A 19,527-nucleotide genomic window follows, 5' to 3' on the forward strand; every position below is an offset into this window, starting at 1 on the left:
TTCGCTTTCGCTGTGGGGAACATCAATGCATAAGATGCCGGTTTTTTTATTTGCTTACTGCTGCTTTAGAGGCTTGAACTTTTTTCAGTAAAGCGAAGAGGACTTGGCTATCATCGATAGCCGCAATATATTGTTGGCAAATTGCCATCATTTCTGTTTCATCCATTTTATCTAAAGAAATAACTAATTCATTTTCTACTACCTGCTTATTATTCATAGGGCTCCCTACTTTCTTCCTTTGTTACCTCTAGTTTGCCATGAATGAGCAGGTTCCGTAAGAACTTTTCAGTTTACAAACAGGAAACGGGTGGTTTACATCCTTGTCCTACCAAGGTTTTTCCAGAAAATTTATTCGGTAGCTGGCTCAATGTGGATGTCAGTATCAAACACCTGAAAACGATCAGCTAAGAGATCTTCAATAGCATCTGCCACGTTATGACTCTTTTCAACCGTCAAAGATTTGTCCATCGTCACGACGACATCAAGAAAAACATTGGCGCCATACATTCTTCCTCGAATCGATTTAACAGATTTCACTTCAGAAAAACCAGCGATTGCCGCTTCATACTCCACGACTAACGATTCATCAAACCCATCAGAAAGTGAAAAGGCACTCTCGCGAAAAATATCAACGGCGGTTTTGATAATCAAAAGAGCTACCACGATCGCAGTCAAACTGTCTAACCAACCGATACCAAATGAGGCGGCAAAAATAGCGATCGCCGTTCCAATACTTGTCCACGCATCGCTGCGGTTGTCTTTCGCAGCTGCTAGCAAAGCGGAGCTTTTTACGCGAGCGGATAATCGCTTATTGTAGTAATACATGCCATACATCAAAATAGCTGAAATGATACCGACGACTGCCGCAATCATATCGGGACTTTGCGTTTCACCGAGTAGAATCGTTTGAATGGAGGACCATAAAACCTGCAGACCGACCGCCAGCATAATCAAGGATGTTACGAGACTCGCCACATTTTCTGCTTTCCAATGACCATATTTATGGTCTTCATCTGCTGGCTTTTGAGCCAAACGCAAACCGATCAAAACAGCGATAGACGCTACGATATCCGTCGCATTGTTTAATCCATCCGCCCATAATCCTTCAGAGTTTGCCAAACGACCAATAACTAGTTTGGCGATGGAAACAAAAATGTAGGCAACGATACTTAAGATAGCGCCTCTTTCTGCTTGTTTTAATTCTGCATATCTTGTTTGATTCATGTCATCCCCTCCAATTAGTCAACTTGAAAATAATAGCTGAAATTTTCATCAATTGCATCATTTATTTGAGAGATTTTATTTTTTAGGAGTGGCAAACATTCACTTCTAGTGAAACGAATTTCTGTTCTGAGGCTACCAAAAAAACAGGACTCCCAAGGGAATCCTGTTTTTTGCTTTTTTTCTTTCACAAAGAATCGCTGCTACTCGTTCACCAGCAGCTGTCGATTTCTTTCACTAAATTTCTCGTTATGGGAAGAAACCATCGCTTGTGGGACACTAGCGGGCTCTAAATACTGTTTGATCTGGTTAACTGCTTGCGCAGCATCTTGAAAGGCGCCTGCCAAAAGATTCACTTTGCCTTTGAAGTAATGGATGTCACCAGCTGCAAACACACCGGGATGGCTGGTTTTTGTTGGAATCTCACAGTTCAAATAAAAATCTTCATGACGCGCGAGATCAAAGGAAACTTTATCTAACAAGGCACTGTCCCGGTCATAGCCATGTTGGATCAACAAATGATCGCATAAAAAATCGATCGTTTCTTGGTTAGCACTGTTTTTTAATCTTAGAACCATATTGAAGGTTTCGGCTTGATTCACCCCGTCAATCGTGTGATTCATCAGCACTTGAATCCCTTCTGCTTTCATCTTCTTTACTTGTGCTTCATGGGCCTTCAATTTCTCGCCCCGATAACAAAGCGAAACTTTTGCCCCATAAGACGCCGCTTCAATCGCATAATCAACTGCTGCATCCCCGCCGCCAGAGATCACAAGATGTTTGCCTTGGATCGCTTGCTGGTCAGGAAACTGATAGTGGATATAGTTGTCGACATTATTATGGATGAAACAAGGCAATTTTTGCGGAGAAACGACACCGCCGCCAATACAAACTAAAACGGTGCGTCCAACATGGGTCCTCCCTTGGTCATCCACTGCATAAAAAAGATCGTCTTCCTTGGTCAATTCGATGATTTTCGTTTTCAGATAGATCGTTGGATCAAACAACTTAGCCTGTTCAATCAAGTGTTCTTTGACTTTCTTCCCCTTGGTTGGCGGCAATGCACCCACATCCCAGACCATTTTTTCAGGATAAAAATTGATCTTCCCGCCTAATTCGGCTTGTGCTTCAAACAATACGACCGATAGATCACGTAATCCAGCATAAAAACTCGCATAAAGCCCCGTGGGCCCTCCTCCGATAATCAGAACATCTGCTATAGTGGTCATTGGCTAGCCTCTCTTTCATAAATGAAAATCATTCTCAATTAGTTAGTTCGATTATAGTCAACGAAACCGTGTTTGTAAAGAATTTTCTGAAAACAAATTAATTAACTTAGCCGATTATTTTTATTTACATTGTAAAGAAAAAAGCCTTTTCCTAAATATCTGCTAAAGAAAAAATGAGTAGAATGTTATTTTTTCTCATTTTATCTAGTGATATGTTTGTGATAGCTACTGACTTCAAGGTATACTCTTAGAAAGTAGGTGAAAAAATGAAAGTTGAAAAATGTTACGCACCCTTACCGGATGGGTCTGTCCTCTATTACGAAAAAACCGGTTCAGGATGCCCTCTTTTTTTATTGCACGGAAATGGCGGTAGCAGTGCCTATTTCTCAAAGCAGGTCGACGCATTGCGACAAAAACATCAATTGTACTTAATCGATAGCCGTGGGCATGGCAAGTCCACTAACACACAGAAAAAGATCGATTTTTTTAAAATGGCAACGGATCTTTTAGCAATCATTCAGCAAGAAAATTTGTCTAAAATCGCCCTATTAGGATTTAGTGATGGGGCTAATCTAGCAATGGTCTTTTGTCATCTTTACCCTGAGTATGTTAGTTGTATGATTTTAAACTCGGGCAATACTGAGCCACGGGGAGTTAGACTCTTTTCTCGAATGGGGAGTGTCTTGCAATATCTGATCGTTTGGCTTTGTTCCCCATTCTCAAAAGGAATGCGGGGCTTTCTCCCTATTTTGGGATTGTTGTTTCGTCCAATCGGTTTATCTACAGCCGATTTGAATCACCTCAGTGTGCCGACATTGATTTTGGTCGGCAAACGTGATTCGATCAAACTTTCCCATTCTTTTTATATTGCAAACAGTATCCCTCAGTCCAATTTTATCGTCGTCAAAGGACAAGGACATAGTTTTGCACGAAAGAATCCAGAGGTATTTAACACGAAAGTATTATCTTTTTTAGAAAAGGTCGGTGAATAACTATGAGAATCTTTACTTGGCTCCGCGACCACCGCTCACTGTTTAAAACACTCTTCTTGATTGCAGTAGCCGTGATCGTGTTGGGCGAACTGCTTTCATTAAGCAAGACGATCTCCATTGATCAATTAAAAGAGTTGTTTGCGCAACTGGCACTTTGGCGAGTGGCATTAATGGCTGTCATTGGGTTATTATGTGTCTTGCCAATGGTCTTATATGACATTGTCTTGAACCGCCTATTAGGGGACAAACCTGATCGCCGTTATTTGCTGGAAACCAGCTGGATCATCAACACTATGAACAACTTAATCGGCTTCGGCGGCTTCATCAGCATCGGATTACGCTCGGAATTTTACGGCAAAGGAAAAAAAGGCAAAGAAGTTGCCCAAGCAATTTCGAAGATTTTTATTTACCTGATGTCTGGTCTTTCGATTTTATCCCTTGCTGCACTAGCCTTCGTCTTATTTGGTCCAACGACAGATTATCTGCAACAGTATTGGATCTGGCTTTTAGGTGGTAGTCTTTATTTTCCAGTTGTCTATGCCCTTAGTTTTTCCAAAAAAAATGCTTACTTAGGTGGACTGCAACGGCGTGATCGTCTGCAGTTGATCGCCGCTTCCTTATTAGAATGGCTAGGTGTTTTTGCAGCCTTCTTTACGACTGGTCTCTTGATGGGCATCTCGGTGGATGTGTTTCAATTGTTGCCACTTTTCATCGCTGCCTCCGTGATTGGGATCGTTTCGATGATTCCCGGAGAACTTGGAACCTTTGATGTAATGATGATCATGGGAATGGGCTCACTGCAGATTCCCCGTGAAAGTGTCATTGCTTGGCTGTTGCTTTTCCGCCTGTTTTATTACATCATTCCCTTTTTGATCGGTTTGCTTTTTTTCTCAAAAAATGTCGGCGTCTCCCTCAACCAGCGCTTTTCTGGTATTCCAAAAAGCTTGTTGTTGGAAGTGTTCCACAAGATCGAAGTGTTGCTGCTTTATTTGACGGGAACGATGTTGGTGCTCTCCGCCACGATTCCAGAAGCCTTTGATCAAATCAAATGGTTAGCCCACCTCAATCCGATTCGCTTGAATTTTGTGATGCAGTACCCGAGTATTTTTCTCGGTTACCTCTTTTTAATTGCCGGTCGAGGGATATCTGCCCGTGTCAGTCGCGCGTACGTGCCGACGCTTTTGTTGATTGCAGCAACAATCGGTTATGCTATTTTTGCGGGCTTCCGTTTTTCGACCATGCTGTTTCTTCTATTATTATTAGCAATCATGATTTTTTCAAAAAGCGAGTTGTTCCGTAAACAACTCGTCTTCTCGTGGGAATGGCTGACGATCGATGGTTTGTTAATTGGTTCGTTGACGATCCTCTATGTCATTATCGGGGTCTACAATATGCCTCATATCAATCGACATCCAACGCATCACCATTCGATGGATTTTTTGCTTTTCCCTTCTGAAAAATTATGGCTGCAAGGGTTCGTTGCGATTTTATTCGTCGCCATTGCGATGCTGCTGTTTGCCCGGTACTTGATGGGACCAAAACACCAATTAGGCGTCAGTGCTGCCACTGATAAAGTGAAACATGTTTTAAATACTTACGGTGGCAACAGCGACAGCCATCTGGTGTATCTAAAAGACAAGAAAGTATACGTGTATCCAGAAATTGGCGAGCCGACGGTCTTTTTTCAATTTACGACCTTTAATAACAAATGTTTAGTCATGGGGGATCCTTCTGGGAAGCAAGCAGACTTTCCACAGGCACTGGAAACTTTCTTAACAGAAATGGATCAATGGAATTATCTGCCGGTCTTTTATGAAAGTAGTGAAGAAATGGTGATGCTGCTGCATGAATTTGGGTATGACTTTATCAAATTCGGTGAGAAAGCTTATGTGGATCTACCTAGCTTCACCCTCTCAGGAAAGAAAATGAAGGGACAGCGGGCATTGAACAATAAGATCACTAAAGAAGGCTTTACTTTTGATGTGCTCACCCCTCCCTTTTCAGCCGAAACATTTGCAACGCTTAAGGAAATTTCTGACAACTGGCTAGATGGACGGAAAGAAAAAGGGTTCTCCCTTGGGTTCTTTTCAGAATCCTATCTAAGCACCGCACCAATTGCTGTCGTCCGTAATCAGCAACAGGAGATCGTCGCATTCGCTTCCTTTATGCCCACCTATCAAACAGGCCTAGCATCCATTGATTTGATGCGCCACGATCCTGAAAAAGCGCCGAATGGAACGATGGATTTCTTGTTTATTCAGCTATTCGACTATTTTAAAGAACAAGGCTACCAACAATTTGATTTAGGCATGGCACCATTAGCCAACGTTGGTACTTTCCGCAGCAGTTTCTTGCAAGAGCGGATCGCCTATCTCGTTTACACCTTTGGTTCTCGTTTCTATTCTTTTGAAGGGTTACGCGAATACAAACAGAAATATGCCGCTTCTTGGTCCCCTCGCTACATTTTATACTCTCGGGATAGTTGGATCGGGTATGTCATGATGGCCCTCTTGATCGTCGATAATCAATCGGCGGAAAAAACGAAGTAAAAAAGGTTCCCATACTCCTCTTTCTTCTCGGAGTATGGGAACCTTTTTCAATTGTTGTGCTTAACTTATTCAGCCGATTTAGATGGTGCATTTTCCCAAAGTTGTTTGACGACTGGAATATTTCCCAGTTCCGTCATATTTGATGGCAGAATGACCGTATTGGTATTGCTATTCACCACATCTCTGAAGGCTTCGATCCCTAGATATGATAGTGAGCGCTCGTCGAGCTGGCTTTCTTTGATTGCTTCATTGATGGCTAAAATCCGTTTGCGTTCAGCTTCAGTGATTTTCGCGATTCGTTCTGCTTCCGCCTCGGCATCAATCCGTACACGCTTTGCCCGCGCCTCGGCATCGATTTGAGTTTGTTCCGCTCGGGCTTCGGCGTCGATCGTCATTTGAGAAGCTTTGGCTTCTGCACTCAAGACTGAAGAAGATTTCTCACCTTGGGCTCTTGTGATCATCGATTCTTTGTCTCTAGAGGCAGTGATCAATTTGTTCATTGATTCAATGATTTCTTGCGAAACTTTGATTTCCCCAATGTTGATTCGGTCAATCGCTAACCCATAGCCTGCCGTGATATCTTTGATTGAAGTAAACAATGCTACGTTGATTTCTTCAGTCCCATTTAAAACTTCATTTAAATCCATTTTCCCGATGATTCCCCGCAAGTTCGACTGGGCATCTTGGATCATTGAAACAACGGAGTTTTCATTTTCGTAGACAAAGGCACGCACATCTGTGACATGGTATTTGATTGCTTCATCAATTTGAACGATTACATTATCTTTTGTGATTGCACTTTGGGGTTCGATCTCCAAAGGAATCTGTTTCAAGGACACTCTTTCTCTAACTGTATACAAAATCGGAACAAGAAAATGAAGCCCTGGTTCCAACGTTCGAACGTACTTCCCAAAACTTTCGACAACTTTGACTTCCCCTTGACGAACGATCACAGCAGTGCTTGCAAACAGCCAAATCAGAATCACTAATACTAAAATAACTAAAATAATTTGGATAATGATCATTGTAAAAACCCTCTTCCATTTTCAAATAATGTATTGTTTACACGGGTCAATAAGACACCGTTTTCAACCCCGATAATCTCTAACATGACATTTTCAGCAGGAATCCCTGCAATCACCCGATATTCTGTATAGGTGCCATAAAGCCGTATATAGCCTGAATAATGATCCGTCAACGATCGAAAATAGCGCCCTACCGCTCGTTTTTCCATATAATCTACGATGATTTTCACCCTCTTTGCCTTCATGCAGTAAATTTGAAGCTTCAAACTCATTTGTTAATCTATTACAAGTGTTACTAACTATGATAGCACGTTTCACCCAAGAGAACAGTAAACTTATGCTGATTCCGCTTTTTTTTAGAAAAAAAACATAGAACGAAAACCAATTCCTTGCATTTTTCATTTAAATTGCATACAATTTAATTGTACAAAATATAAAAATCAGGAGTGAAGAAATGATGAAAAAAATGTATTCGACTAAAATGATCAACACTGGTGGCCGTTCAGGAGAAGTACACAGTCCCGATCATTCATTTGAGCTAAACATCACTGCACCTGGCAAACGTGTCGAAAATGCTACCAATCCAGAACAACTTTTTGCAGCTGGTTTTAGTGCTTGCTTCAACAGTGCCCTTGAATTGGTGAAAAGCAGCAAAGGAATCGATGGTGCTTCTACGGTGAGCGCACAAGTGACCTTGTACGCAGAAAGCGAATCCAGTTTTGTCTTGGGTGTTGAGATCGAAGGTCAAATCGAAGGATTGTCAACAGAAGAAACACAAGAATTGCTTGAGATCGCTCATACCGTATGTCCTTATTCAAAAGCCACAGCTGGCAACATTGAAGTGACTGTCAAAGCCGTTAGCGAGTAGACTTTCGTTGAAAAAACAGCTATGATAAGAGGCGGATATTAGAAAAAGGGGTGAAAACATGAATGTCTTAGCGTTAGAAAACCAATTGTGTTTTCCTCTATACGCCGCTTCAAAAGAAATTATCAAACAGTACAAAGACTTACTGGACCCGTTGAATTTGACCTATACCCAATATTTAGTGATGTTGGTGTTATGGGAAGATGAAGCGATCAGTGTCAAAGCATTGGGGAAGCAATTATGTCTCGACTCTGGCACACTGACACCGGTTTTAAAAAAGCTTGAAGCAAAAGGCTACCTAGCAAGAAATCGAAATCAAGACGATGAACGTTCTTTGCGGGTCACATTGACTGACTCAGGCAAAGCGCTCCATGAACAAGCGTTAGAGATCCCCTACAGAGTGACCGAATTCTTGCCTCTTGAACCGGAAGAACTGTCCGTGCTCCATCAATTGACGACAAAAATGGTACAAAAATTTCAAGAACAAGAAAAATGATCCGCTGTTTTCACAGCGGATCATTTTTTTATCATGCAAACGAGTATTCTTTAAGAAGCTTTAGTTTTCAATTCACCAATCACATTTAGCAACTGGGTTAATTGTTCAGGATCTTCGATTTTTCTGATGGCGATTTTCACTAATTCAAAAATCTGGTCATCGGTTAGGCCTGTCTGTAATATCTCCAATTCACTTACAGCTGGCTGAAAGCGACGAGCCAAGACTGATCCGCTCATTTTGATACTTGCAATCTCCAGAACTCCTTTGTTTACTAACTTGCGAATCACGGACAGTGATGTGTTACGGTTTAAGCCGAAACGTTCACTAAATTCTGTACAGCACAGAGGTTCATCCACAGCCCAAAAACAAACTAAGACTTCCCACTCTTTTTTTGAAAAACTCAAGTAATCCATAATTGCTCCTTTCCATGCCGATGAGGCTGGTTCTTATTTTCTAAATTAAAACAATCGCAGCTATTTCAGTCAGCTGGCTTTCCTCTTCCTTTTTTCGATTGTTTTTTCTTTCACTAAAAGGATTATATACCAATAATAATCTATTTTATTCATAATTTCAAAATAATTTTTATTTTAATGATAAATAACATGTTTAATTATTCTTTTTCTTGATAAAAAAAAACGACTAGATCAGCTAGTCGTTTTCTTACTCTACTTGATATTCCTACGAGAAGTGTTTATTGAACACTGAAGATCAAACTCTCATGCTCTTGTTCTTTTAAGGAATAGCCACAAAATTCTTTATTCAAATTCGGAAAATCACGTTCGATCATCTGAATAATCTCGATTTCCGTCAACAGTTTGTCTTCTGACAATTGCAGCGAGTTCAACAAAACAAAGCGAGAATCATAGCCTAAAATTTCCGGCATCAACCGCCAAAAATTTGTGCTGTCAATTTGTTGGATCGTTTGTTCCATAGCAACAATCAAGTTTTGCACGTGTTCATAGACTTTAGGATAATCAGATTTTAGTAGATCCAACAGTGCTTGGTCTAGCACTTTATCTAAATAAGCCTTTGTATCGGTATAAATTATTGAAGAAATCACTTATTTCATCAATCCTTTCATTCAAATGCCATATTCGACATTGTCAAGGATGGCTCCTTGTTCTTATATATAGCATACTATCGGTGATTTTCGTTCTCAGATTAAGGATAGAATATAGAAAAAAAAGAGAAGCGTATTTTCTTGTCCCCTAATCTTACTCCACAATAGCAAAATTTTGCTAAACTGATAAGCAAAGCGATTCAGCACCTATCGAAAATGAGAAAATTGTCAGATTTCCTTCCTTTTTTATCTATAGCGATTCCTACCCATCGGGCTCTGTAACTGCCAATAGCCTCGCAATTACACACTTCCACGCCTCCCCCCCAATAAACGTAGGTTTTTTCTCATTTTAACAAACGTCTTACACAGCATAATTTCAGACAGAACCTTATACAACATGTATAATTAAATTATAGAAAGTCATCAAAATAAAACGAAACGAGGAGTGGATCACAGATGAAGAGTCATTGTAAATGTGGAAAAAAAATGAATGCCCATGAAAAAAGCTGTCCAGACTGCAAACACAAAAAACAGCAAACCTTAGAATCCTTGGAAAAATTCGTTAAATACGGCAGTTTTGCTTTAGCAGGCCTATCATTAGTTTTAAAAATTGCGAAAAGCCGCCAAAGTTAAAGGGACCGACATAAACTTTTAGACGAAAAAAACGCCTTCTAGGCGTTTTTTTTCTATTCATTAATGATTGTACTCTCCAACAGCCAGTTGACTGTGCCTGTATAGGTACCTGGTAAAATCAAATCTAACTTGGGGACAAAGCGAAAGTAGCAATCATATTCCTGAAGATCCAAGGTTAAGTCCGTTGCTCCTGTTGGCTCCTGCTGGAAAATCACTTGTTCTTCAGAAGTGACAGAAGCCACCACCTGATTGGTCACCGGATCATAGAGTACCAACTGAATTTCCTCTGCCAATAGTTGCTGCTCTTGCATAAAATCCTTTATCTGTCCACTTAACTGCCAGGTTCCTTCGCTGGTATTGCTGATAGACAAAAGGGCTTCTTGATCAAAAGCAATCGCTATATAAGCAAAGCCATCGTCTCTGATGGATCGTACCAGTTCATTCAAGGTCACTGTCGCTGTGATTGAAGCAGGCGCACGCTGAAATTCTACAATCCCACGAAAGTCAATCCCATAATAACGTGTCGCCGATCGATTGCCTTCTGTATCGATCACATAGGAAGCCAGATAATAGGTTGTGCCTGGTTCTAGTTCTTCGGTGTCTAACACCAATGTATCCGTTAGCGGCTCCGACAATGTTCCCCGTTCAACCAACGCTGCTTCAGAGAAATCGGTTTCGGTGATTGTCACATCCTCCGTAAAGAACTCCGTGACATATATTTTGGCTTGGGTCGAGTTTTGGTCATCAATCGTGATCGGTATATAGGAATTGCGCTTTTGCCGCACGATCTGCAGGTCTGCTTTTGATTCTGCCAATGACGCCGAACCTGTTGTAAGCGTTGGTGGAAAGATTCCAGTCATTTGATAATAATGAATTTCTGGATCACCTGACGTCATACTGGAAACAAAAGCATTTCCATTAAAAACAGTTTGGACAGGGATGGTTATATCTAAATTCTGATTGAGCGGCGCTTCTGTGTAATTGACGGAAAAGTGAACGATGTATTCATTCCCTTTGACCATGTCAGGCAGTGTCGCAACCAATTGCCCATTTTCAATGACAAAAGGTAAGGCAGTTCCGCCTTCCGGCATGCCATTAACCATGATTTCACTGGCTTTTCCAAAATAAACCGCCTCGGGAACTAATGATAGTCCTTCTGGAAAAAGCGATGAGAGCAAGATTCCCGATTCCAAGTCAGCTAGATCACTGGTGCTTTTATAGGAGAGATAGGTCGCATAAGTAATGGTTTTGCTATTGTCGACAGTGGCTGGCTGGGAAAGTGTCGTACCAGTATCCAACAATAGTTTGACTGGGTCTTTTTCAAAAACACCGGTTCGCATCTCAAGTTCTACTAATCCTTCAACATCGACAAACGCCACTGCTTTTTCTTGAACATAGCCCCCGTTTGCACCAGTAAAACCAAAATAGACCGGTGCACTATTAGTCAGGTTCAAATTTGATTTGAAGGTGTCATCAACAGGTACCGTCACATCAACACCGAAATCTGGTACGGTGTAACGCAACGTTTGCGTTGGCTGATCAAAAACTACTGTAAAACTATGCCACACCCCATCGGAAATATCACTCACTGATACCGTATCACGATGATTTAAGACTTTATCGATAATCAGCCAGCCATCGGTGGTATATGCGTCATTTGAGCCGGGAAAATTCCATGCGATATGATGGCCGGAAGGAACATCGCGATCCATCATACCGTCCCCAGTCAAACCGGCATTATTATAGAACGTATCGAATTCAATCGCAAAACTTTGCGGGATTGCCCCCGTATTTAAAGGAGTCGTTCCTCCTGTATTTGACCAGACGCCAATCGTCGGTCCTGCTTGTTCTGCCAGCACATTTAAGCCATTGCTTTGCATCACAAAAGCGAGCCCATCGCTGTCCGTTGCTGTATTATCGATACAAAATGCCATTTCTAACCGAAAAGAGCGAGTAAAAGAAACCGGCTTATTGAACCAGACACCACCACTGGAGTTGGTAGTAGCTCCATCATTAATCTGAACATAATTAACGCCCGGTTCCCCTTGTGGCGACCCCGCTTGTCCCACAGGAGTGATCAGAGAATCGTCAATCGCTAACGTAGGAAAATCTGGCGCAGATACCGCAGCATGGACGATTTCTTGTTTCCCACATAGCAGCAAAATGCTAAAAAAGAACACATAGCCCCATCGGATAATGCCAAACTTTTTCATCACTGTCCTCCGCTTTCTTCATTCTGATTCTTCTTGCACTGACAGCCTAACATCTGCTTCTGCTTTTTTACGTCTCCTATATAAAATGAACAAGAGAAGTAGGACAAACAGGAAGAGAAGTAGCCCTCCTGCATAGAGCCAGTACTGTTTTTGAAGATACGCTGCACCTAACGTTGTCTGACGGTTGATAAGGTTGGCTTGCTTGCGATCAACCACCACCGAATCCTCAAACACCCATGTTCCTTTAGGCGCATTCAACTCAATCCGTAATAGATAGGTCCCCGCTTCGAGAATGTTCTGATCAAAGGCACTAAACAGCTCCAAAACCGAATTCGGAGCTATTTGAAAATTCTCTGCAGAAAACCCACCGACCTTGTTGCCGCTATCTTGCTCACGTATCACTGTTTTGACAGTGATGTTGCCAAAGGCTGTGGGCTGATCATTGCGGATCCTACTTTTGAGAGCTGTAGAACCATATCTTTCCACCGCCTCAGAATTGACCAAAGACAACTGGGGGTCAGGCATGGTTGCTACATTCTGACGCAAGCGGATCCCTTGTTGAATTTTATAGTTGGCTTGCAGATTTGTTTGCTGACTTTCAGTTGTTTCCGCCGGTTCTTCTTCAAAGTCAAACACACCAAGTATTTCTCCTGCAAATTCTTTTGCCTTCATTGAAAGGGTAAAATGGACCTGACGACTTTCTCCAGGGTCAAGCTGGATCGTCTGTCTCGGATTTTCAATCAATTGACTAAACGAGATTCCTTGGTTCTCTTCGGCGGTCTGTTCTGCTTGGTACGCGATGATCCCAGTAGAGGCCGTATAACTATTTAGTGCTACTGCTTTAATGGTCAACGGCTCTGAACTTGTATTATGAAGGGCAACGGTCAAATTCTGTTCGGTCTCATGATTTACCAGTAAGTCGAAATAACTGACGTCACTGACTTGATTTTGGGGAAGTTCTGGGGTTACAGTGAACCGTGTGGTCTGTGCATGACCGGTGACTTTCGTAAAGCAACACAAACTGATAAAGAAACTAATGAGTACGAAGCACTTGATTTGTTTTTTCATTGTCGCCCTTTCCTTGCTATTCTGCTTGATAGGTGTTTGATAATGTCCAAGTGATCGTTCCACTATAAGTGCCGCTGTTCACATTTTGTTTTGGTACGGTTAATGAAGCATTGGAAAAGTTAAAGTCATTGGTTGCTAAGCCGGTCGTCCCATTAGCAGAAGCGATCAATGTAGGTTCTGTTGCTCCTACCATCAATTCGGTGCCCGATACTAGCGTTGCATCGCCCGAAGCCGTTGAACCATTTAAAGTGACTTTGGCATTTGCTAGCTCGTTATCGCTGGCATTCGTCATTTTCGATAATTGCGCAGTCAACTGCCAGCCAGCTTGATTTGGTCCACGGTAATCCGTGATCGATGTCACTTCATCCGACGTTGTTTGAATCACTTGTTCATCGGTAGCGATATCTTGGATACTGCTTGTACCGAAGTTAAAATTGGTCACCTGATCCAGTGACAAGATTCCTTGTTCGATCGTTAGTGTTGCTTGACTCGTCATTGAAGCCGTTGGATTCGCTTCTGCTGCAGCTGCCGCAGTGGGCGCCATTCCTAAACCCATTCCGACCAAACCTAACATTCGTACCTTTTTGTTCATTTTCATCTCTTCCTTCACTTTTTTTAATGAGAAACCGAGGGTCATCGAAAAAACAGCCTTAAAAAATAATAATTTAATTGGTGTTTTTTCATTCTATTCTCATCTATCATAAGTATAATCCATCATGGTTATCATACGGTTCACAGATTTAGCGTAAAAAAAACGCCAAAAAGGAGAATCCCTTATGTATCGAGAATTCATTTCTCCCGCAGAAGAAAAGAAATTAGAGATTTTCAAAGTTGTCTGCAATTCCAACGGAGTGACATTGGTCCAACTATCAGAAGTTTTGAATATCCCGCAAAAAAGCCTGCAAAAATATATCTATTTTTTAAATGAAGATTTGCAGCTGCTCTCACCTCACCTGCTTCTATCAAAAAATCATTACAATCAGTATTTTCTTGATCGAACAGAGGATGATGAACCTTTTTATGCACAATTGATGTATCATTACTTGCTCAACTCCACACAATACAACCTGATTCATTACTTGATTGGGCGCCCGCAAATGACCTTGACTCAATTATGTTTGGATTTGCATGTCAGCCAATCGCATATGTATCGGTTGATCAAGAAAATCAACCAACTATTGGAAAAATTTCAAATCCGAATTCGAACAGACCTGAATAATCGCATCGTTCTTGCTGGAAAAGAGCTTGATATCCGTATTTTCACCTACAGTTTCTTGACCCAAAGTGCGCCTGCTGATTTGTGGCTTTTGCCGAGTGTTTCCCATAAAAATGTCGAAGAATTTACGGCATTCTTTGCTGTTTCTCACTTTGATCCGTTGACGAAAAATAAACTCGCTGCATTTTGGCAAGCAGTGGTCAGCCGAACGATCCAGAAAAAATATTTGCCGCCGATTCCTGAAAAATACATGGGATTGATGAATTTCTATTGTTTTTTACCAGAAGAAATTCTCGAATCACTTTTTTTGAGTGCCGATTATGCCTCAGAAAAGATGCTTCAGTCAGAGTATCTTTACTTGAATTTCTTTTTGCATGTCTTTTTGCCAGGGGTTGTTCCCCAAGAAAAGAATCAAACGATCATCCAAGAGATCAAACATTCTGATACTGATCTTGTGCGCTTTTTCACTGCAATGATCAAAGATTGGCACGATACCTTTGCTCCAAGTCAGGAAGCCGCCGAATTCGAAAAATTATTAAGCAGCTGTCTACTGGTCTTCAATCTATCGATCATTATCGGCATCGATCTTCTGGAAGTGTGGCAGCTAGAACACCAACTGTTGACTGAAAATGCTCCTTCTAAAGACAGAACCTATGAAGCAATCTGCACACTTTTACTGACCCATGTTGAAAAGTATCCATTTGCTGACTTGGATAAAGAGTATTTTGAACAGACACAGTTGCCTTATCTGGCTCATCTCTTGTATTTGGAAACACAGATGAATACGCCCCCGACCGTGTCGATCTATATTCAAACGACGATTCAATACCGCACAAAGCAAATGATTGAGACGAGGATTCGTTCGATTTATTCTAAAGCTTCTGTGACTTTCGTCAAACAAATGGAAGCCGCAGATTTATTGATCACGGATAATTATGAAGAAGTGATGTTTTCCGAAAAATTAGTCTTACTGTCTAACCTGCAAGCCGAGCAAGAGTGGGCAGCCGTTTTTGCAAAGATCAATCAACTGATGATGACCAAGATGTTTGCCGAACAAGGAAAATAAGTTGCCGATTCCATTTTCATCCGCAAAAAAAGCCCGAGCCTCTTTGCTCGAGCTTTTTTTCTACTATTTTAGTCCTGGGAATTTTAAGCGAAGAAGCTACCGCCAGTTACACTGTAAACTTGACCAGTTACATAACTTGCTTCATCAGAGGCTAAGAAAACATAGACTGGTGCTAATTCGACTGGTTGTCCAGCGCGTTTCATCAGTTCTTTTTGACCAAATTCTGGGATCGCAGATTGTGGCTGTCCACCCGAAATTTGAAGTGGTGTCCAGATTGGACCAGGAGCCACCGTATTGACCCGAATGCCTTTTTCACTTAATTGAGCAGCTAGCCCTTTACTAAAGGAAGTAATAGCACCTTTCGTGGCTGCATAGTCTAAAAGATGGGCACTAGGCTCCGCACTTTGGATCGAAGTGGTCGTGATGATGCTCCCACCAGCTGGCAGATAATCCAACGCTTCTTGGACTGTCCAATACATCGAGATGATATTCGTTGTAAAGGTATCTTGAATTTGTTGTGTAGTCAACTCTTTGATGTCCTTCACCGCTTGTTGCATCCCAGCATTTAGAACCAACGTATCTAACCCGCCTAATTCTTTGGCTGCTTCATGAACCAATTGACGAGCGAAAGTTTCATCTTTCAAGTCTCCTGGGATCAAAACTGCTTTGCGTCCGGCTTTTTCAATGACTGCCTTGACTTCTTGCGCGTCTTCTTCTTCAAAAGGAAGATAGTTGATTGCAACATCGGCGCCTTCTTTGGCAAAAGCAATCGCTGCTGCTCGACCAATACCAGAATCACCACCGGTCACTAATGCTTTGCGTCCAGCTAATTTGCCTGAACCTGCGTAGCTTTCTTCCCCGCAATCAGGTACTGGCTGCATCTTTCCTTGAATTGCCGGTGCTTCTTGCACCTGTTTTTCAAATTTGCCATCATAATACTTCGTTAACGGATTGTTGATTTTTTCTGACATGCTCGTTTCCTCCTTGATTATTTCTACTTCTATTTGTCATAGTTTGTTATGACCTTACTTAAAAGTGTAAAGGAAGATGGAGGGAATGAAAAACGAAACGCTCACCAGAAAAAAAGCATCTGTAAGAAAACAGATGCCTAGTAAAACGAAAAAGCTGCGTGAATCAGTAGTGAAAACGCCCACAGGTATCTCACTATTCTTCTGGAAAATCGTAGTGAAATTTCTGGGTGCAGTGTTTGATTTTGCTACTTTTCTAGCAGTTCGAGGAGGGCCCGATGAAAGACCTCAATCTCCTCCGCGGTCTGTAGAAAAACATCGGGATGACTGTGATGGCTGTCGATCATCCAGTGTTTCGTGTCTGTAACTTTAAGAAAATCTGCTACTACGGCGTCGGTTTGATGCGGTTGTGCAGCTTGAGCGGTCTTCAAGAGATAGAAATCTTCAATCCCCCGCTGTAGTTGTTTATACCTTAGGGACAACAATAAATGTCCGTGATTGCCAGGATAGACGAAACAAAGATCACCGATCGGTAGTGAGCTCGTATTGTACCGAATATCGGACCGAGCATGTTCTGGCCAGCAATTGTAGGCCCAACGCAGAAAGCCGTCTGTTTTGAACTGATACGATAAGATTCCTTGCATTCGCGTCTCTAACAGGGGACTATGCAAAAAGGTATTTGGTTTGTCGGGATAATTGCAGACATAGTACTGCATCTTGCCCGGATGGCTTTGTGCTAGTGTTTCGTAATGGTTGCAAGTACAGTAATAGGAAGTCACAGGATGATCGATCACTGGCAGCAGCTCAAATAACACGTCTTCTTTATCAAAAGCAGCTTTGATCTGGATCGACGGATCAATTTCTTTTAAAACAGCTAACGAGGCTCGGAAACTGTCGATTTGATGTTTCTTCGGTTCGTCAGAAACGATGCGAACCTTCTCCCACAGATTCTTTCCTTTAAAATAATCAAATACTTGGCGTAGATACTCCTGCAACTCAGCTTTTTGATTAATAAAGCCAAAGGCGCCTTTCCCCTCATCATAAAAGCGAATCACCAATTTTTCTGGATGGTCCAAGTTGACTAACGGAAAAAATGGCGGTTCCCAGACCCCTAATAAACCAAACACATCAATTTCATCTTTGATGCCCGCAGCAAAAAAACAATCAAGGTAACGTGTCAGCACAGAAAAATCGCAGGAAAGTTCTCCGTCTGGCGTCTTTTTGACCTTTACCATCGAATACTCATATAAATTGGCGGGATAATCTTTGACGATGTAATTGAACCAGCCCTTCCAAGGAATCTCTCCGGCGATCACTGTGATCGCTTTTTGTCCGATCACAGCGAGACTCTCAGCCATTTCCTTGATCAAGTCAAAGTGGGCATCGCTCCATAACGGAACGTCAAAGGTGCGAGCCAAATTGCTGGGCTGCTGCCACATATTTAAGTGGAACGTCTCTAAATAATCTTTTGGAAAAGTAAAAGCGTCCACTTCAATCGTTAGGTTCTTTTCTAACAAGCACTCCTCTTGGCTAGTCAGATGTGCCCGATAGACCTTGATTTTCACAGGATAAGCTTGCGGTTTGATCGTCTCATCGATCTGCCACTCCAAATAAAGAGGCGCAAAGCGATCGCCAGGATAGGTTTTGGCAGTTCGTTCAAGTAATTTATCGGCGTACGCCACTTCCTGCTGACCGACATAATAGTCGACGAATTGCGCTTTGACCGGCAATTCGCTAAAAATCTCAACGCGTATCATGGGAATCTCGATTTCATCGGGGATCGAAAACTCGTCGCCAATAATATAATGATTGCGGTTGCCATCGTGCAGCAGCAACTGACAAGCAGCAGTACTGTTACGAACAGCTGATAACTGTTCAATCGCTTGTGGCTCTTGGGTGATCAATTCTGTTGAAGCCTTATAGCTTTCATGGACCAGGATTGCTTTCATTTTTACTCTTCCTTTCTAGGATCAATCAGCTGCAAAACAAGCGCTTGATAAGAAACATTCTCAAAAGCTTCTGGCATGATCGTTAGTAGTTGCTGCAAGCTGATGTTTTTTACGATTTTTAAGCGGCTATTGTCTGCCCATGATGGAAAAGCCTGCAACAGCAAGCGTTTGTTTTCACCTGACTCGAGTAATGCCCGAATTGGCCACTGCCCTAAATCAGGAAACAAAGCTGGCTGGGCAACTTTATCTGCCCAGTTCAACTCTAGCCATTCGACGCATTCATCAAACCAACGGGCAAAACGTGGATCAACCATTTCTTTACGATTACCGAAGCGTTCGGTCGCCAAAGAAAGACCGTGACGTCCTTTTTGGAAAATATGACTTTCAAAGGGAACCTCGTGATCTTCTAGGGCCTGCAGATACGCCAATGAATTTTCGATAGGAACGACATTGTCTTCAAAGGTTGAAAACAAAAAGGTGGGCGGCGTATCTTTTGTGACACATTCCTCTAATGAAGGGGCATCGATCTTCATCACAGTAGCAAATGAAGACAATATCGCTGGGTAGCCTAAAATACATAAGCTCGGTTTCATTGAGGAGAGTGTTGATAACGCCGCTGCCAAATGGCCGCCGGCAGAAAAGCCGATCACAGCGATTTTTTCGGCATCGATTCCCCATTCACTGGTTAGTTCTTGGATTTTGACAATCGCTTTTTCGGCATCTGCTAAGGAATGGCTGAAACTGCGATGTGTCCCTACATGATAGCGTAAGACCCCGGCGTGAAAGCCTTGGGCAGCAAAATTTAAGGCAATTGGCTCAGCTTCCCGCTCACTGCAAAAGGAGTAGCCGCCACCGGGAATCACCAAGACAAACGGACGATCGCCCACCCGTTCATACTCGGCTTTTTCCTCATGCAGGTACACTGTCAAACCGGCTTGCGCTTCTGGATCAAATAGATATTCCTGAAAAAACATCGC

19 protein-coding genes are annotated in these 19,527 nt (G+C 42.1%); 6 read left to right on the forward strand and 13 right to left on the reverse strand.

Annotation, left to right across the window (positions count from 1 at the left end):
* Nucleotides 1–46: 46 nt before the first annotated feature.
* From IGJ26_RS10230 to IGJ26_RS10240, 3 genes are all read right to left on the reverse strand, one after another.
* On the reverse strand, nt 47–217 hold the full coding sequence (locus tag IGJ26_RS10230) for a hypothetical protein (protein WP_005235207.1): 171 nt from the start codon (nt 215–217) through the stop codon (nt 47–49).
* A 131-nt stretch (nt 218–348) separates the two neighbouring features.
* Complete coding sequence (locus IGJ26_RS10235) at nt 349–1,224, reverse strand: cation diffusion facilitator family transporter (protein ID WP_005235206.1); 876 nt, start codon at nt 1,222–1,224, stop codon at nt 349–351.
* A gap of 200 nt (nt 1,225–1,424) precedes the next feature.
* On the reverse strand, nt 1,425–2,450 hold the full coding sequence (locus tag IGJ26_RS10240) for an NAD(P)/FAD-dependent oxidoreductase (protein ID WP_086299335.1): 1,026 nt from the start codon (nt 2,448–2,450) through the stop codon (nt 1,425–1,427).
* 266 nt (nt 2,451–2,716) lie between these two features.
* Between IGJ26_RS10240 and IGJ26_RS10245 the strand changes: the two genes are divergently transcribed.
* Nucleotides 2,717–3,442: an alpha/beta fold hydrolase gene (locus tag IGJ26_RS10245; protein WP_005235202.1), complete on the forward strand. Its 726-nt coding sequence runs from the start codon at nt 2,717–2,719 to the stop codon at nt 3,440–3,442.
* A 2-nt stretch (nt 3,443–3,444) separates the two neighbouring features.
* Nucleotides 3,445–5,991, forward strand: coding sequence for a bifunctional lysylphosphatidylglycerol flippase/synthetase MprF (gene mprF, locus IGJ26_RS10250; protein WP_005235200.1), 2,547 nt, complete (start codon nt 3,445–3,447; stop codon nt 5,989–5,991).
* Nucleotides 5,992–6,056: 65 nt separating this feature from the next.
* On the opposite strand, the gene IGJ26_RS10255 is transcribed toward mprF, so the two are convergent.
* Together IGJ26_RS10255 and IGJ26_RS10260 are read right to left on the reverse strand one after the other, a co-directional pair.
* Nucleotides 6,057–7,016: an SPFH domain-containing protein gene (locus IGJ26_RS10255; RefSeq protein WP_086299333.1), complete on the reverse strand. Its 960-nt coding sequence runs from the start codon at nt 7,014–7,016 to the stop codon at nt 6,057–6,059.
* The gene (locus tag IGJ26_RS10260; protein WP_016620494.1) at nt 7,013–7,288 is read right to left on the reverse strand and encodes a hypothetical protein; all 276 of its coding nucleotides are present in this window, start codon (nt 7,286–7,288) and stop codon (nt 7,013–7,015) included. The genes IGJ26_RS10255 and IGJ26_RS10260 overlap by 4 nt, the downstream gene beginning before the upstream one ends.
* Nucleotides 7,289–7,473: 185 nt before the next feature.
* Between IGJ26_RS10260 and IGJ26_RS10265 the strand changes: the two genes are divergently transcribed.
* Both IGJ26_RS10265 and IGJ26_RS10270 read left to right on the forward strand, forming a co-directional pair.
* Nucleotides 7,474–7,884 carry an organic hydroperoxide resistance protein gene (locus IGJ26_RS10265; RefSeq protein ID WP_034872372.1) on the forward strand — a complete coding sequence of 137 codons (411 nt, stop codon included), beginning with the start codon at nt 7,474–7,476 and terminating at the stop codon, nt 7,882–7,884.
* A 58-nt stretch (nt 7,885–7,942) separates the two neighbouring features.
* The gene (locus IGJ26_RS10270) at nt 7,943–8,377 is read left to right on the forward strand and encodes a MarR family winged helix-turn-helix transcriptional regulator (protein WP_008378623.1); all 435 of its coding nucleotides are present in this window, start codon (nt 7,943–7,945) and stop codon (nt 8,375–8,377) included.
* A gap of 50 nt (nt 8,378–8,427) precedes the next feature.
* Here the strand turns inward: IGJ26_RS10270 and IGJ26_RS10275 are convergent, their stop codons facing one another.
* Entirely contained in the window at nt 8,428–8,790 is a 363-nt protein-coding gene (locus tag IGJ26_RS10275) for a hypothetical protein (protein WP_008378626.1), read from the reverse strand.
* 278 nt (nt 8,791–9,068) lie between these two features.
* Nucleotides 9,069–9,437, reverse strand: a complete 369-nt coding sequence (locus tag IGJ26_RS10280) for a DUF7006 family protein (RefSeq protein ID WP_005235188.1) — start codon at nt 9,435–9,437, stop codon at nt 9,069–9,071.
* A gap of 456 nt (nt 9,438–9,893) precedes the next feature.
* Between IGJ26_RS10280 and IGJ26_RS10285 the strand changes: the two genes are divergently transcribed.
* Nucleotides 9,894–10,070: a hypothetical protein gene (locus tag IGJ26_RS10285; protein WP_005235184.1), complete on the forward strand. Its 177-nt coding sequence runs from the start codon at nt 9,894–9,896 to the stop codon at nt 10,068–10,070.
* Nucleotides 10,071–10,123: 53 nt separating this feature from the next.
* Here the strand turns inward: IGJ26_RS10285 and IGJ26_RS10290 are convergent, their stop codons facing one another.
* Genes IGJ26_RS10290 through IGJ26_RS10300 form a run of 3 tightly spaced genes read right to left on the reverse strand, consistent with a single transcriptional unit; the run spans nt 10,124 to nt 13,988 of the window.
* Nucleotides 10,124–12,283 (reverse strand): lectin-like domain-containing protein, encoded by a 2,160-nt coding sequence (locus IGJ26_RS10290; protein WP_194199556.1) that lies wholly within the window; start codon nt 12,281–12,283, stop codon nt 10,124–10,126.
* Nucleotides 12,284–12,301: 18 nt separating this feature from the next.
* Nucleotides 12,302–13,351, reverse strand: coding sequence for a DUF916 and DUF3324 domain-containing protein (locus IGJ26_RS10295; RefSeq protein WP_086299331.1), 1,050 nt, complete (start codon nt 13,349–13,351; stop codon nt 12,302–12,304).
* Between the two features lie 16 nt (nt 13,352–13,367).
* Nucleotides 13,368–13,988 carry a WxL domain-containing protein gene (locus tag IGJ26_RS10300; protein WP_005235179.1) on the reverse strand — a complete coding sequence of 207 codons (621 nt, stop codon included), beginning with the start codon at nt 13,986–13,988 and terminating at the stop codon, nt 13,368–13,370.
* A gap of 139 nt (nt 13,989–14,127) precedes the next feature.
* Here IGJ26_RS10300 and IGJ26_RS10305 point away from each other — a divergent pair, with 139 nt between their 5' ends.
* Nucleotides 14,128–15,633 carry a helix-turn-helix domain-containing protein gene (locus IGJ26_RS10305; RefSeq protein WP_005235177.1) on the forward strand — a complete coding sequence of 502 codons (1,506 nt, stop codon included), beginning with the start codon at nt 14,128–14,130 and terminating at the stop codon, nt 15,631–15,633.
* Nucleotides 15,634–15,716: 83 nt separating this feature from the next.
* Here IGJ26_RS10305 and IGJ26_RS10310 read toward each other — a convergent pair whose 3' ends face one another.
* The 3 genes from IGJ26_RS10310 to IGJ26_RS10320 form a co-directional block, all read right to left on the reverse strand.
* Nucleotides 15,717–16,604 (reverse strand): SDR family oxidoreductase, encoded by an 888-nt coding sequence (locus IGJ26_RS10310; protein ID WP_005235175.1) that lies wholly within the window; start codon nt 16,602–16,604, stop codon nt 15,717–15,719.
* Between the two features lie 245 nt (nt 16,605–16,849).
* On the reverse strand, nt 16,850–18,550 hold the full coding sequence (locus tag IGJ26_RS10315; protein WP_194199555.1) for a DUF4091 domain-containing protein: 1,701 nt from the start codon (nt 18,548–18,550) through the stop codon (nt 16,850–16,852).
* Nucleotides 18,551–18,552: 2 nt separating this feature from the next.
* Nucleotides 18,553–19,524, reverse strand: a complete 972-nt coding sequence (locus tag IGJ26_RS10320; protein ID WP_005235171.1) for an alpha/beta hydrolase — start codon at nt 19,522–19,524, stop codon at nt 18,553–18,555.
* Nucleotides 19,525–19,527: the final 3 nt, after the last annotated feature.

The organism is Enterococcus sp. AZ095a (assembly GCF_050546735.1).
Classification (GTDB): domain Bacteria; phylum Bacillota; class Bacilli; order Lactobacillales; family Enterococcaceae; genus Enterococcus_D; species Enterococcus_D entomosocium.